Source organism: Proteus mirabilis HI4320 (assembly GCF_000069965.1).
Taxonomy (GTDB): Bacteria; Pseudomonadota; Gammaproteobacteria; order Enterobacterales; family Enterobacteriaceae; genus Proteus; species Proteus mirabilis.
In genome coordinates this window covers 3,670,094-3,684,342 of the sequence record NC_010554.1, presented here as the reverse complement: position 1 = coordinate 3,684,342, position 14,249 = coordinate 3,670,094, and the positions used below count along the sequence as shown (strand labels likewise).

10 protein-coding genes are annotated in these 14,249 nt (G+C 37.7%); 8 read left to right on the top strand and 2 right to left on the bottom strand.

Annotated elements, in window-relative coordinates; all coding sequences use genetic code 11:
- Positions 1 to 99 precede the first annotated feature (99 nt).
- The gene (gene orn / locus PMI_RS16695) at positions 100 to 645 is read right to left on the bottom strand and encodes an oligoribonuclease (RefSeq protein WP_004253041.1); all 546 of its coding nucleotides are present in this window, start codon (positions 643 to 645) and stop codon (positions 100 to 102) included.
- Positions 646 to 760: 115 nt separating this feature from the next.
- Between orn and rsgA the strand changes: the two genes are divergently transcribed.
- The 8 genes from rsgA to PMI_RS16655 all read left to right on the top strand — a co-directional run bounded on the left by rsgA (position 761) and on the right by PMI_RS16655 (position 13,368).
- Positions 761 to 1,819, top strand: a complete 1,059-nt coding sequence (rsgA, locus tag PMI_RS16690) for a small ribosomal subunit biogenesis GTPase RsgA (protein WP_004246308.1) — start codon at positions 761 to 763, stop codon at positions 1,817 to 1,819.
- Between the two features lie 88 nt (positions 1,820 to 1,907).
- Positions 1,908 to 2,819 carry an archaetidylserine decarboxylase gene (asd, locus tag PMI_RS16685; protein ID WP_004246309.1) on the top strand — a complete coding sequence of 304 codons (912 nt, stop codon included), beginning with the start codon at positions 1,908 to 1,910 and terminating at the stop codon, positions 2,817 to 2,819.
- Between the two features lie 22 nt (positions 2,820 to 2,841).
- Positions 2,842 to 6,177 carry a miniconductance mechanosensitive channel MscM gene (mscM, locus tag PMI_RS16680; protein ID WP_004249643.1) on the top strand — a complete coding sequence of 1,112 codons (3,336 nt, stop codon included), beginning with the start codon at positions 2,842 to 2,844 and terminating at the stop codon, positions 6,175 to 6,177.
- 1,303 nt (positions 6,178 to 7,480) lie between these two features.
- Complete coding sequence (locus PMI_RS16675; RefSeq protein WP_012368712.1) at positions 7,481 to 8,344, top strand: LysR family transcriptional regulator; 864 nt, start codon at positions 7,481 to 7,483, stop codon at positions 8,342 to 8,344.
- 211 nt (positions 8,345 to 8,555) lie between these two features.
- The gene (locus PMI_RS16670; RefSeq protein ID WP_004246312.1) at positions 8,556 to 9,077 is read left to right on the top strand and encodes a fimbrial protein; all 522 of its coding nucleotides are present in this window, start codon (positions 8,556 to 8,558) and stop codon (positions 9,075 to 9,077) included.
- 64 nt (positions 9,078 to 9,141) lie between these two features.
- Positions 9,142 to 9,801, top strand: coding sequence for a fimbrial biogenesis chaperone (locus PMI_RS16665; protein ID WP_004246313.1), 660 nt, complete (start codon positions 9,142 to 9,144; stop codon positions 9,799 to 9,801).
- A 12-nt stretch (positions 9,802 to 9,813) separates the two neighbouring features.
- Positions 9,814 to 12,339 carry a fimbria/pilus outer membrane usher protein gene (locus PMI_RS16660; protein WP_004249646.1) on the top strand — a complete coding sequence of 842 codons (2,526 nt, stop codon included), beginning with the start codon at positions 9,814 to 9,816 and terminating at the stop codon, positions 12,337 to 12,339.
- A 9-nt stretch (positions 12,340 to 12,348) separates the two neighbouring features.
- Positions 12,349 to 13,368 carry a fimbrial protein gene (locus PMI_RS16655; protein WP_004249648.1) on the top strand — a complete coding sequence of 340 codons (1,020 nt, stop codon included), beginning with the start codon at positions 12,349 to 12,351 and terminating at the stop codon, positions 13,366 to 13,368.
- Positions 13,369 to 13,436: 68 nt separating this feature from the next.
- Here the strand turns inward: PMI_RS16655 and yigL are convergent, their stop codons facing one another.
- Entirely contained in the window at positions 13,437 to 14,237 is an 801-nt protein-coding gene (yigL, locus tag PMI_RS16650) for a sugar/pyridoxal phosphate phosphatase YigL (RefSeq protein ID WP_004246316.1), read from the bottom strand.
- Positions 14,238 to 14,249 lie beyond the last annotated feature (12 nt).

Below are 14,249 nucleotides of genomic sequence, written 5' to 3'. Positions count from 1 at the left end.
TTAACCGCAAGCCCTTATCAGTAAAAAAATGCGTTTTTTTGATTGCATGACGATAAAATCGTCACAATGATGCAATATCAGCCATCAATCCGCTAATTTCTACTCTTTAATAAAGGTTTGGCGATAATAGGCTAATTCAGCAATAGATTCTCGAATATCATCCAACGCTTGATGAGTATTTTTTTTCTTAAATCCTTCAAGGATTTCAGGTTTCCAGCGACGAGCTAACTCTTTTAGTGTACTGACATCGAGATAACGATAATGAAAATATTTTTCTAATTCAGGCATATAGCGAAATAGAAAACGTCTATCTTGCCCCACACTATTACCACAGATCGGTGATGCACCCTGTGGCACCCATTTTTCAAGGAATTCGATAGTGGCTTGTTGTGCAGCCGCATCATCATACTGACTCTCTTTAACCCGCTGAACTAAACCACTTGCCGTATGTGTTGTAGTATTCCATTCATCCATCGAGGCGAGTAATTTATCCGATTGATGTACGGCAATAACGGGACCTTCAGCTAAAATATTAAGTTGGGGATCGGTGACGATAGTGGCAATTTCAATAATACGATCGCGTTCAGGATCAAGGCCAGTCATTTCCAGATCTATCCAGATAAGATTGTTCTCGCTTTTTGACATAATATATCCTAGCTGTTTCTTAGAGTGAGACATGATATTTTAACCTTTATCATAGCGCGTTTACTCAATAAGCACGACAAAAGAACATCTAACCGAATAACACAAGTGAGGATCGGTGACAAAACGTAAATTATCTAAAGGCCAGCAACGCCGAGTACAAGAAAATCATAAAAAGCGTTTGCAAAGCAAAGAGAAAAAAAATCACGTTGAATTAGACGATACACAATTAGGCGAAGCGACCGAAGGCCTCGTTATCAGTCGCTTTGGGCAACATGCAGATATTGAAGCTGCAGATGGCTCGATTACTCGTTGTAATATTCGCCGTACTATTTCATCCCTAGTCACAGGCGATAGAGTGGTGTGGCGCCCTGCATTACAAACCCAAGAAAATGTGCGCGTCAATGGCATTGTAGAAGCTGTTCATGAGCGTACTTCTGTACTCACTCGCCCAGATTATTATGATGGTATTAAACCTATTGCCGCTAATATCGATCAAATTATTATTGTTTCAGCCATTTTACCTGAGCTTTCACTTAATATTATCGACCGCTACTTAGTGGCTTGTGAAACCTTAAATATCGAACCCCTTATTGTATTGAATAAAGTCGATATGTTAGATGCAGAAAGCCGAGCGATGGTAAGTGAGTGGATGCAAATTTATAAAGATATTGGTTATCGAGTGCTTGAAGTCTCAAGCTATACCAAAGAGGGATTAGAAGCATTAACTCAAGCATTAATTGGCCGCATCTCTATTTTTGCTGGCCAGTCAGGTGTGGGTAAATCGAGCCTTCTCAATACTCTCTTACCACCAATGGAAGAAAGTATTCTGGTCAATCAAGTCTCTGACAACTCAGGGCTTGGACAACATACCACCACCGCATCGCGCCTTTACCATTTCCCTCTAGGAGGCGATGTTATTGATTCACCGGGGGTACGTGAATTTGGTTTGTGGCATTTAACACCTGAGCAAGTGACCAAAGGTTTTATTGAGTTTCGACCTTTCTTAGGAGGCTGTAAATTCCGTGATTGTAAGCATAATGACGATCCGGGTTGCTTGATCACCGAAGCCGTAGATAAAGGTGAAATCGCACCAACCCGATTTGAAAACTATCATCGTATTTTAGAAAGTATGAGTCAGGTGAAAGTGCGTAAAAATATTAATTTAGACTCTTAAGCATAGATTCACTGACAACCCTATTAAGGGTGGGTACAATAGACCCCTTTTGTCGATTTTTTATCGTTCGATCCCAGAGGTTGCCATTTTGGACAAGCTAAAAATTAAACTACAGTATCTATTGCCTAAATTATGGCTAACACAGCTAGCTGGTTGGTTTGCCAATAAAAAAGCAGGTAGCGTTACTCAATTTGCTATCAAAATGTTTGCTCGCGCATATAAAGTTGATATGAATGAAGCGAAAGAGAGCCAATTTCAGGCTTATGCAACATTTAATGAGTTTTTTATTCGTGCATTAAAAGATGGCGCTCGCCCTATTGTTGAAGGAGATAACCAACTGGCTCTCCCCGCAGATGGCGCTGTCAGCCAGCTTGGTCAGATCCAAGACGATCAAATTTTACAAGCCAAAGGGCACTCTTACACCCTTGAAGCGTTGCTAGCAGGTAATTTTACCTTGGCCGACCAGTTCCGCCATGGGCAATTTATTACAACCTATCTTTCACCACGGGATTACCACCGTGTTCATATGCCTTGCGATGGGTTATTAAAAGAGATGATTTATGTCCCCGGCGATCTCTTTTCTGTTAATCCTTTAACTGCGGCAAATGTTCCTAACTTATTTGCTCGTAATGAACGTATTATTTGCCTTTTTGACACCCAATTTGGTCCCATGATACAAATTCTTGTTGGAGCGACCATTGTAGGGAGTATTGAAACGGTCTGGTGTGGCATGGTAACACCACCACGTGAAGGTATTATTAAACGTTGGACTTATCCTCAAGCGGATAAAGTTGGCGCTATATTTCTGAAAAAAGGTGAAGAGATGGGACGCTTTAAATTAGGCTCGACCGTTATTAACCTCTTCCCTGAAAATAGTGTTCAATTAAATAAAGATCTGATGAACGGCTCTGTAACATTAATGGGAGAACTACTAGGCTCTATCATTAATGCCACAGGCACTGATCATAAGGCCTGCGATAATAATACCATTAATGAATAATTCGTAATTCGGAGTAAACCTTGTGCGCCTGATAATCAGTCTACTTTTTAGCTTTTTTCTGACTATCTCATTCAATACTTCGGTGTTTGCTGCGGATGTTGATAAATTACGTCAAGATATCAAACAACTTGAAGGCAGTACTAATCCTCAAGATATTGAAACTGTTCAGGCGCTACAAGGCACCATCAATTGGATAAATGATGGTGAAAAAGCTCAAGTTAATGCGGATAATTATCAAAAGACTATTGATGAATATCCGCAGATCACTCAAGAGTTAAGGGCTAAATTACTCGAAGAGAGTCACTCAGTTCCAACAATTCCAGAAAAAATTACTATTCCTGAGCTTGAGCAAAAAATCATTCAAGTGAGTAGCCAACTGATGGAACAAGCTCGGCTACAACAACAAGAGCAAGATAAAAGCCGTGAAATCAGCGAATCACTCAATTTACTCCCTCAGCAACTTTCAGAAGCTCGTCGTTTACTAAGTGATGCAACGGCACGTTTAGCGGCAATAGGGGCATCAAACACCCCACTAGCAGAAGCACAAAATAAATTAACCCAAGCTGAAGTCACAGCACGAAAAGCGATGGTTAATGAGCTGGAAATGGCGCAACTTTCTGCTAATAATCGTCAAGAAATTACTCGACTGCGCTTAGAGCTATTTAAAAAACGTTATCAACGACTTGATGTACAACTGCAACAATTGCGTAGTTTACTAAATATCAAGCGCCAAGAAGTGGCAGATCTCGCTTTAGAAAAGACAGAAATGCTCGCCGAGCAAGGGGGCGAACTCCCCGAGTTTCTGACTAAGCAAATCGAGACTAACCGTCAACTTTCTCAGATCCTCAATAAACAGACGCAAGAAATGAGTGAGTTAACCGAAAAACAGCGTCTAACAACACAACAAACCCAACAAGTAAGACAGACACTCACAACCATTCGAGAGCAAGCCCAATGGTTAAGTGGCTCTACGGCATTAGGTGAAGCATTAAGAACACAATTGGCTCGCTTACCTGAAATGCCCCGCTCTCAAGAGCTGGATAGAGATATCGTTCAGTTACGTGTTGAGCGATTAGGCTATGAAGAGATGCTAGAAAACCTAGGCAAAATCCAGCCTCCTGAAACTGCCGATGGCTCAAAGCTACCAGAAGCGCAGCAATATATTTTTGACTCCCTCATTCAAGCGCGCCAAGAGTTACTCAATTCTCTTTTATCCGGTTATGACTCCCAAATCTTAGAGCTGACCAAGCTTAAAGTAGCCACAACACAACTTGCGGATGCCTTAAAAGAGACAAAAGATGCCACAAACCGCTATATGTTCTGGGTGGCCGATATCAGCCCAATAAAACTCAATTATCCGGTTTTATTAATTAAAGATATTACTCGCCTACTTTCATTAGATACTTTCTCACAATTAGGGCATGCTGCGGTTAACATGCTCAAAAACCAAGATACCTTTATCTATCTACTGGTCACCCTATCTATTGTCGGTTTTAGTCTTCGTACCCGTAAGCATTACAATGCGTTTCTTGAAAGAGTCAGTAATCGCATTGGTAAAGTCACTCAAGATCATTTCTCATTAACGGTGCGTACCGTATTTTGGTCAATATTAATCGCCTTACCACTACCGCTATTATGGTCTGCCGTAGGATATGGTTTACAAAGTGTCGAATGGCGTTATCCCATGGCGGGAGCGATTGGTTATGGTGTGACTGCCGCAGCCCCTGTGCTATGGCTATTTATGATAAGTGCTACCTTTGCTCGCCCTAATGGATTATTTATCGCGCAATTTAAATGGAAAGAGAGTCGTGTGAAAAAAGCGATGCGCTTTTATCAACTGTCGATTTTCGTCATTGTGCCGTTAATGATGTCGCTTATCACCTTTGAATACTATAGTGACAGAGAATTTGCGCCAACGGTTGGGCGTTTTTGCTTTTTATTATTGTGCATTGCTTTAAGTTTTATTACCTCAAGCCTAAAAAAGGCACATGTGCCGCTTTACTTAGATAAACATGGCTCTGGTGATAATGTGATAAATACCATTTTATGGTGGTTCTTACTTGTTGCCCCTGTTCTTGCAGCCCTCGCCGCTATCTTAGGCTATCTCTCAACCTCCATCGTATTACTGGGTCGCTTAGAGATGTCTGTGGCGATTTGGTTTGCCTTGCTGATTATTTATCATATTATTCAACGATGGATGCTGATCCAACGTCGTAAGCTTGCCTTTGAACGAGCCAAACAAAAACGGGCAGAAATTTTAGCTCAACGAGCTAAAGGGGAAGATGAGAATACCATTGTTGGCAGCAGTGGTGAGAGTACCGCTAACTTAGAGTTGGAAGATCAAGCCATTGACCTTGATGCGATTAGTGCACAATCTATTGGTCTAGTACGTTCTATTCTGACCATGATTGCACTTGTGTCCATGATTTTACTCTGGTCAGAGCTCAATACAGCCTTCTCTTTTGTCGATAATATCCGACTATGGGATGTGACTTCCTCTGTTAATGGCGTCAATACTATCCAGCCCATTACCATGGGGTCTATCTTAGTCGCTATATTAGTGATTATTATCACGGCACAATTGGTAAGAAATCTGCCAGCACTGCTTGAACTGGCAATTTTACAACACTTAGATCTAACACCTGGTACAGGTTATGCCATTACCACTTTAACGAAATACAGCATCACCCTAATAGGCAGTATTGTTGGTTTCTCATTATTAGGTATTGAGTGGTCAAAACTACAATGGTTAATTGCCGCTATGGGTGTAGGTCTTGGTTTTGGCTTACAAGAAATTTTTGCCAACATTATCTCAGGGTTAATGATCTTGTTTGAAAAGCCAATTCGTATTGGTGATACCGTTACTATCCGTAACTTGACTGGGAATATTTCTAAAATCAATACGCGAGCCACCACGCTCACCGATTGGGATAGAAAAGAGATCATTGTGCCTAATAAAGCATTTATTACAGAGCAATTTATTAACTGGTCATTATCAGACTCTATTACACGTATCGTAATGACCATCCCTGCGCCAGCTGATTGCAATAGTGAACAAGTGACCAATGTTTTATTAGAAGCCTCTAAACGCTCTACCATGATTTTAGACAACCCCGCTCCTGAGGTTTACTTGGTTGACCTACAACAAGGGATCCAAATCTTCGAGTTACGTGTTTATGCCGCAGAAATGGGACATAGAATGCCAGCCAGACATGAGATCCATCAAAATATTCTGCTAGCCTTTGCAGAGCATGGCATTCCATTACCATTCCCGCCGTTCCAAGCACGGGTAGATATGGTGGGTAATACCATTAGTACTTCAATGCGTGCAACACCAAGAGAAGTAGGCGGATTGTAGTCAATTACATCTATTACTTTGAATAAAAATGCCACTAATTTAAATGAAAAAACCAAAATAGTGGCATTTTTGCTTCTTGTTACCACTCTTCTTACCACTGTTATGCGCCTAGCATTCAATACAAACAGCCAGTTATAAACAGCTATTCTGTTGGTATGACGCATGTCACACCACAATAGGTATGCACACTCCGTTTACCTATCACTATTAATAACTTTTTTTTTCACTTTTTTGTTTAATAAAATTGATGATTAATAACACAATGAAACTATTTTATCGATATATAATTATACAATATTGGAATATGAACATCATAAAATGTTACTTAGTTTTCTATTTACTTATAGAGATCTCTTTTATTACCAAAGATCCTTCTTACTAAGTAAAGAATTAAGAAATAATAGCGACCATCTTAGTTGCTTACTGTTTTCTCTTATTTTAATGTTTATCAATTTTTGCAATATAAAAAGCCATCTTTGTTCTGTATTCTTCAAAAATTTGTGCAAACACGCCTATCTTTTTTTATTGCTAAAGATCACAAAAATACGTTTTTATACTTAAATTTACTCAATAAATGAGTATTAAAATACTATTTTCGATATTTTATTTTACTTATTTTTATCATATTTAATTTTTGTTTAACTTAAGTCAAATAATTTTAGTTTATTTTTTAACCTATCATTATCCTCTCCTTTTCCTTGCTGCATCAGCGTGACGTAGCAAAAATCATTCAAATTGCTATATGAAACACCAACAAGTAGTCTAAAAAAGATAAGTGTATTAATTTATTATATACGCAGGTTTGTTTTCTCTTCACACGAGGTGAACACTAACTTGGCCAATTTCTTTTTTATCTTTATTTTTAAATATAATAGATAAACATATTTATTAAAAAATAAGTAATTAAGAAATTAATTAATATTTATATTTAATAAAAACAAAATAAAAAAAACAAAATGAAAAAAGAAAAATAAAAAACACAAATAAGAAATATAAATCATCAATTAACAATTTATATTAAAAAAATACTAAAACTTAAGTGGACTATTAATGAAAATAAAAACAATAGTTATAAAAATTACATATAAAAAAATAAAAATTTAAGTGTTATATTCAAAGATAACAATAAAAAATAACTATAAATATTCTTCTCTAATTAAAAAGTAGCATTACAACTTATAATGTTAATATTTTTTTAACTCACAAAAAAAATGCGTATTATTACCTATTAACAATGCTAAGATATATTGCTAGCTTCGTTTAAAATGCATTATTAATAAACAATAATAAGAAGGACTCCATTATGGAAAAATCCCGCACAACATTAGACCAATGGATCACCTTACAAGCTGTTGTTGATTACGGTGGCTTTGCTCAAGCCGCTGATGTGTTACATAGGACTCAATCATCAATTAGCTATACTATCAATAAGTTAGAACAAACCTTGGGTATAGAAATACTTTCTTTAGAAAAAAGACGCGCAGTATTAACTACTGAGGGAGAACTATTGCTAACACTTTCTCGAGAAGTGACAGAAAAGGCATTATCTCTAGAAAAAAAGGCAAAAAATATCAAATTTAACAATAAGTTAAAAATTAACGTACTAATTGACCCAATGTATGTCGCTGATCCTTTTTTGAACAAAATATCACAATTTATTAAGCAGAATAAACAGTATGATATTAATATTTATAGGAATTCTCTCAGCAAATCAGAAATTTTAGTGCAAAAAGAATATGATTTAATTGTGTCACCTTATTATATTAAATCACTGCAACCTATTGTTTTAGAAAGCATTACAACTACCTTAGTATCACATCCAGATAGCCCATTACAGAAACTACAAGATGAGGAATTATTGCAGGAATTACAAAAACATAGCTGTATTTCTCTTTCTCCTGATTCACCCGATACTGATAATCAGGCCCAAGTCATTCAAGTTGGCTCGGTAGAGACAGCAATTAGCTTAATTCAGCATGGTTTAGGTTATGCACGTCTCCCCCTTATTTTTATTCAAGATGAATTGAATAAAAAAACAATAAAACAATTAATAACGCATAAAAAAGAGAAGGAATATAAATTCTATTTATATTTGAATAAAAATTCATTTATTAATGAAAACTTGCAAAGTTTATTATCAACAATTAGCTATTCAACAAATATCTAAAAACTTTTAATAAAAAATCATTTTAATTAAATTACGACATATTAAATAATTTGATGTAAGAACAAAAAAACTCATGTAAATGTTTATTAACTTAAAAAATTAGCAATGTTATATTTTATCGGCATACTGTCTATGCAAATAAATTTATACACATATATACTTATAAATAGATTAAAAAGTAAGTTCGCTTACTTTTTATATAGGACCGATCATGAGCAAATTAAATAAATCACTCTGTGCATTAGGAGTGACTCTTTCTATATTCTCAGCACCTGCTGCTTTAGCATCAGGCACAATTAACTTTACGGGAGAAATAACCGATCAAGCATGTACTGTTGATGGCTCTTCTAAAAACTTAACCGTCGACTTAGGCAAAGTTTCTTCTAAAAGCTTAGCAACCAAAGGGGAAGTTGCTGGCCTGAAAGATTTTACCATTAAATTAATCGACTGCCCTGTTGATACCACGGTAGCCGTACGTTTTGGCGGTACTCGTGATGCAAGCGACAGAGATATCTTAGCTATAGATCAAGTTTCTGGTGGCGCAACTAACGTAGGTATCGCGTTATTTGAGAAAGATGCTGTTTCCCAAATCAAACTGTATGACGATTCACAAGATGTACAGATCACAGGTACGGAAATTAACCTAGACTACGTTGCTCGTTATAAAGCAACTGATGCGGCAACACCAGGCCCTGCCAATGGCTCTGCTGTATATAGCATCCAATATAAATAATAAATGATAAATATGAGGGTAATCACCATTACCCTCTCACCTCTCCTCAAACTTATGGCCACTTATGAAAAAGAATATTTCCCTAATATTATTTTTACTATTTTCCCTCATAACGGCTAGCCAAGCTGCTGGAATAAGTGTGGGAGGAACACGTTTTGTCTATGACGATAATCTACGTGAAATCAGTATTCCAATTATGAATACAGATAAGGAAAAACCCTATTTAATTCAAAGTTGGGTTTCAGCTTATCAAGGTGATGAAAAAACACCTTTTATTGCAACACCTCCACTATTTCGTATTGAGCCAGATAGTTCAGGCACGGCGCGAATTTCATATACCGGAGCACCTTTGGCATCAAACCAAGAAGTGGTTTATTGGCTCAATATCAAATCCATTCCACCGATGGAAAAAAGTCCAGAGAATCAACTCCAATTAGTGATTAACTCTCAATTTAAATTGTTTCTCCGTGCCCATGATATTGAACCACTTGATTTTGATAAGGTGAAATTATCTAAACAAAATAAAGGGTTAGTAATAAATAACGATACGCCGTATCACCTGACAATTAAACATATCTTAGTGGGTGATAAACGCTACCCATTTAATGATTTTGTTAATCCTCACCAAGAAGTGGTCTTGCTAAAAGAAAATCATATTCCGCAGAAAGTTACCGTTCAATTTATCAATGATTACGGTGCGACTGTAGATAAAGTATTAAATTAAGAGTATACGGCGATGACTTTTTCTATGATAGCAGTATCTACAAAACGATTACCCATCAACATGGCAGATAATCTTTATCGTCGTGGAGTGTTAGCTATTGCTATCACGACTGTTTTATTCCCTTATACTGTTCTTGCTGAAGATATTTTTAATCCTGAAGCACTTAATTTAGGTATCGAAAATCACGTTGCAGATATTAACAGTCTGAATTACCTGTCCTATGCAGGAGGACAACTTCCTGGTGTCTATTCTGTCGATATTTATCTTAACGATAAACTTATCGATAATCGTCAAATTCGTTTTATTTTTGATGACGATAAAAAAGTGCTGGCACCTGAAATCAGTAAACAGGATTTACTCAATTGGGGAGTCAAAGGGTCCGTTACAGACGCGTTTAGCCAACAACCTGATAGTAGTAAAATAACGGATATTGCTCGTGTTATTCCTAATGCTACATATAAATATGATTTTTCACGTGCGCGATTATCATTTTCGATCCCACAAATTGCATTATATAACTATGGGCAAGGTTATATATCCCCCACAGAATGGAATGATGGGATTAATGCAGCCTTTATTAATTACACCTATCGTCAGAATAAATATTGGTATCGAGACCAAAAAGACAGTGACAATATCTTTTTAGGATTACGCAGTGGTATTAATCTAGGCGCTTGGCGTGTACGTAATCACAGCACTTACAACAAAAATAGTGATAACGCCGCAGAATGGAACAGTCTACAAACTTACGTTGAACGCGATATCCGCCGTTTAAAAAGTCGATTAACACTAGGTGAAACCGCATCAAGTAATGATGTGTTAGAAAGTGTTCCTTATCGTGGTATTAAATTAGCCTCAGATGAAAGCATGTTGCCACAAAGTCAGCGTGGCTTTGCTCCTGTTGTAAGAGGAATTGCACAAAGCAACGCAATGGTGACTATTCGCCAAAATAATAGTGTTATTTATCAAACCTCTGTTCCCCCCGGTGAATTTGAAATATCAGATCTCTACCCCACCTCTTATAGTGGTGATTTACAAGTAACTGTTGAAGAAGCTGATGGAAGCAAACGTACATTTTCCCAACCCTTCTCTGCAGTCCCCATGATGCAACGAGCTGGGAACTTAAAATATAGTCTCGACTTGGGGAAATATAATGCTGATAGCGCAGAGCGAAAACCGACCTTTTTACAAGCTTCTGCCATTTACGGCTTACCTTATAATTTTTCCCTTTATGGAGGTACGCTGCTTTCAGCAGATTATCAAGCTTATGCGATAGGTGCCGGCGTAAATATGGGTTATTTAGGGGCGATTTCAGCCGATATAACTCATGCAAATACCACACTTATCGATAACCATAAAGCACAAGGGCAATCTTATCGTGTCCAGTATTCAAAATATTTACCGGATACCAAAACAGGATTTTCATTAGCGTCTTATCGCTACTCAACTAAAGATTATTATGATTTTTCAACCACGAATGAACGTTTTTCACAGCTTTATCGTAAGAAAAAACAGTTTCAGATCTCAGTATCGCAAGCATTAGGAGAGCTTGGTTACCTCTCTTTAAATGGTTATCAGCAATACTATTGGTATCAAGATAGAGTCGATCGCAATATCAACCTAAGCTTTAACTCTAATTATCGCTCACTCAGTTATAGTATTTCTTATGCCTATAATAAACGGCAAGAAAGCGAATTAACCGATCAAATTTTATCGATTAACTTTAACCTGCCGTTCAATATGACCAGCAATAACAATTGGTTAAGTTATCGTTATAACACCAGTAAACAAGGTGATTCGATAAGTTCTGTAAGTTTAAGTGGTACTCGTCTCGAAGATAACAATCTTCAGTATGATATTTCGCAAAACTATAACCATACTCGCCAAGAATATAGCGGTGCTATCAATGGTAGTTATAGTGCTTCGGGCGGCGAAATCAGTGCTGGTTATAACTATGATAAACGTTTCCAGTCAGTGAATTGGGGAGCAACTGGCGCGTTATTAATCCATCAAGATGGAATAACCCCATCTCGCACTATCTATGACTCCGCTATTTTAATCAAAGCGGAAGATATTGATCATTTGAAAATTAGCAGTGCACAAAGTTTATATACCAATGCTCAAGGTTATGCCGTTATCCCTAACGTTTCCCGTTATGAACGCAATAGAGTAACGGTTGATCCCGCTTCCTTAAAGGGAAACAACGATGTGGAACTCACTTCAACAACAGTGATCCCAACGAAAGGCGCGATTGTTTTAGCCGATTTTAAAGCTCGCAAGGGTGCAAGAGTATTAGTGAACCTCTCTTATAACGGTAAACCTTTACCATTCGGTAGCCAAGTTGAAATTAGCCAAGATGGACAAGTGATTTCCAGTGGGATTGTGGCTAATGATGGTGAGGTTTTCCTAAATGGTGTACCTGCAAGTAGTCAACTACAAGCCAAATGGGGGAATAGTGCTACCGAACAGTGCCAAGCAACATTAAACGCCGATCTATCGCTCGAGAAAATTCAATTTTTACAACTGGACTGCAGATAGGTGATAAATATGAATAAATATATAACTTTGGGTTGTCTGTCTGCACTTTTGTATACATCAACCGCTTTTGCTGAATATCGTGCCGATACAACCACTAGAACGGTGAGTTATAACAATCCAATTTATGTTTCAAGAACCGCGCCTATTTTAACAGAGCTGGCAACGATTGACTTAGGCACTATGTATGGCTGGACTTGGTGGAATATCACAGGCCCAGTACAGGCGGGGATCTACTTGCCCGGCTATATTTCAGCTTCCAGCCCTAAAGTAGGCAGTGCCTATGTGCGTGAATTAGGGACTAGTGGTATCGGTTATACCCTACACGGGACTATTACTGTCGGTTGCACCGGTTCTGCTTATGTCGATGGACTATATAATGTTGATGGCAACTACAGTAATCGCCTTATTTGCACAAGTAACTTAAACCGTAGTAGTTATACCGCTTCTTTAAAAATGACGTTATATAAACTGCGTAACAATATCAAATCACAAACCATTCCAAGCACATGGGTTGCTATGCTGATTTTGTATCACAATGGGGGATTTATCACCAGTGACAATACTGGCCGTACTGAACCAAAGGTTTACCTTAATCCCCTTAATATTGTTTCCAGTGGCTGTGAAGTTATCAATAATAATATTAATGTTCCTTTAGGCTCTGTGGCAAAATCGAGCTTTAATGGTGTTGGCTCTGTTAGCCCTGATAGTCTACAAGATGTGAATATCGATTTAGATTGTGATCCCGTTTCCCCCATTAAGATAAAATTCGATGGCACCCCTGATGCTAGCCAAACCGCCGGCACGATTAGCCTTAATAATGCTAATGATAGCAATACAGCCAAAGGCTATGGCATTCAGGTGAAATACCAAAACCAACCCATTGAGTTAGGAAAATTGATAACGGTGAGCGAAAAGAATAACAGTGGTAATTTTTCTATTCCTTTAGAAGCGGGTTATATACAAACTTCTGAGACTACCACCGCAGGCAAAGCTGATGGAACACTGCAATTTACCCTGCAATATCATTAAGTAAATTGCGCTCTTAAACTAAAAGGCGGAAGTATTATCCGCCTTTTAATTTATCCCATTGGTTGTGATTAAACCTGATACAACTTACGTAAATAGTGTGCAACAGCATCATCAACATTTGAGCCAATCACTTCCATATCCGGTAATAGATCTTTTAGTAGCTGGTGGGCATTTTGCATAATGCAGCCTTTACCCGCCATCTGTAGCATCTCTTTATCATTCATACCATCACCAAATGCAATGGCATCTTTTACTGAATGTTGCATCAACTTAGCGACTTTTTGTAGTGCCTCTCCTTTTGATACCCCACCCGCCATAATTTCTAGGCAATTACGCAACGAAAAACTTGCGTTAATTTTATTGCCCCAACGTTGATTAATTTTCTTTTCTAACTCAACTAACAATTCATGATCTTCTGAGGTAAAAAAGACTTTGCACACCTGCGTTGTTGGGAAGCCTGTTTTCTCAAATAGACGGTAATTAAATACCGATTCTTTAAAAAATTCTTTTAATTCAGGCGTTTCTTTATTGATATACCAGTCATCACTGCTATAAATATTCGTTGCAATATCTGGGTGATCAAACACCATTAGGGCTAAGTCATAAACGATTTCAGGTTCAAGATCTTGACTGAAAATAAGAGTGCCTTGCGTATTGTGTACTCGAGCCCCATTTGAAGTGATCATATACGCGTCAATACCAAGCCCATCACGAATTTGTGCCACATCGATATGATGACGTCCTGTGGCAAACACAAAATGGATCCCTTTTTCAATAAGCAGATGTAACGTTTCTTTGGTATAGGGAGTTAATAAGTGGTTAGGTGATAACAAGGTGCCATCAAGATCAGAAGCAACTATCGAATACATACACATTCCTGA

What these genes read in the sequence shown, in the direction of transcription:
- PMI_RS16655 (WP_004249648.1), top strand. Translation starts at nt 12,349, where the DNA reads ATGAATAAATATATAACTTTGGGTTGTCTGTCTGCACTTTTGTATACA.
- yigL (WP_004246316.1), bottom strand. Translation starts at nt 14,237, where the DNA reads ATGTATTCGATAGTTGCTTCTGATCTTGATGGCACCTTGTTATCACCT.
- PMI_RS16660 (WP_004249646.1), top strand. Translation starts at nt 9,814, where the DNA reads ATGACTTTTTCTATGATAGCAGTATCTACAAAACGATTACCCATCAAC.
- orn (WP_004253041.1), bottom strand. Translation starts at nt 645, where the DNA reads ATGTCAAAAAGCGAGAACAATCTTATCTGGATAGATCTGGAAATGACT.
- PMI_RS16665 (WP_004246313.1), top strand. Translation starts at nt 9,142, where the DNA reads ATGAAAAAGAATATTTCCCTAATATTATTTTTACTATTTTCCCTCATA.
- PMI_RS16670 (WP_004246312.1), top strand. Translation starts at nt 8,556, where the DNA reads ATGAGCAAATTAAATAAATCACTCTGTGCATTAGGAGTGACTCTTTCT.
- PMI_RS16675 (WP_012368712.1), top strand. Translation starts at nt 7,481, where the DNA reads ATGGAAAAATCCCGCACAACATTAGACCAATGGATCACCTTACAAGCT.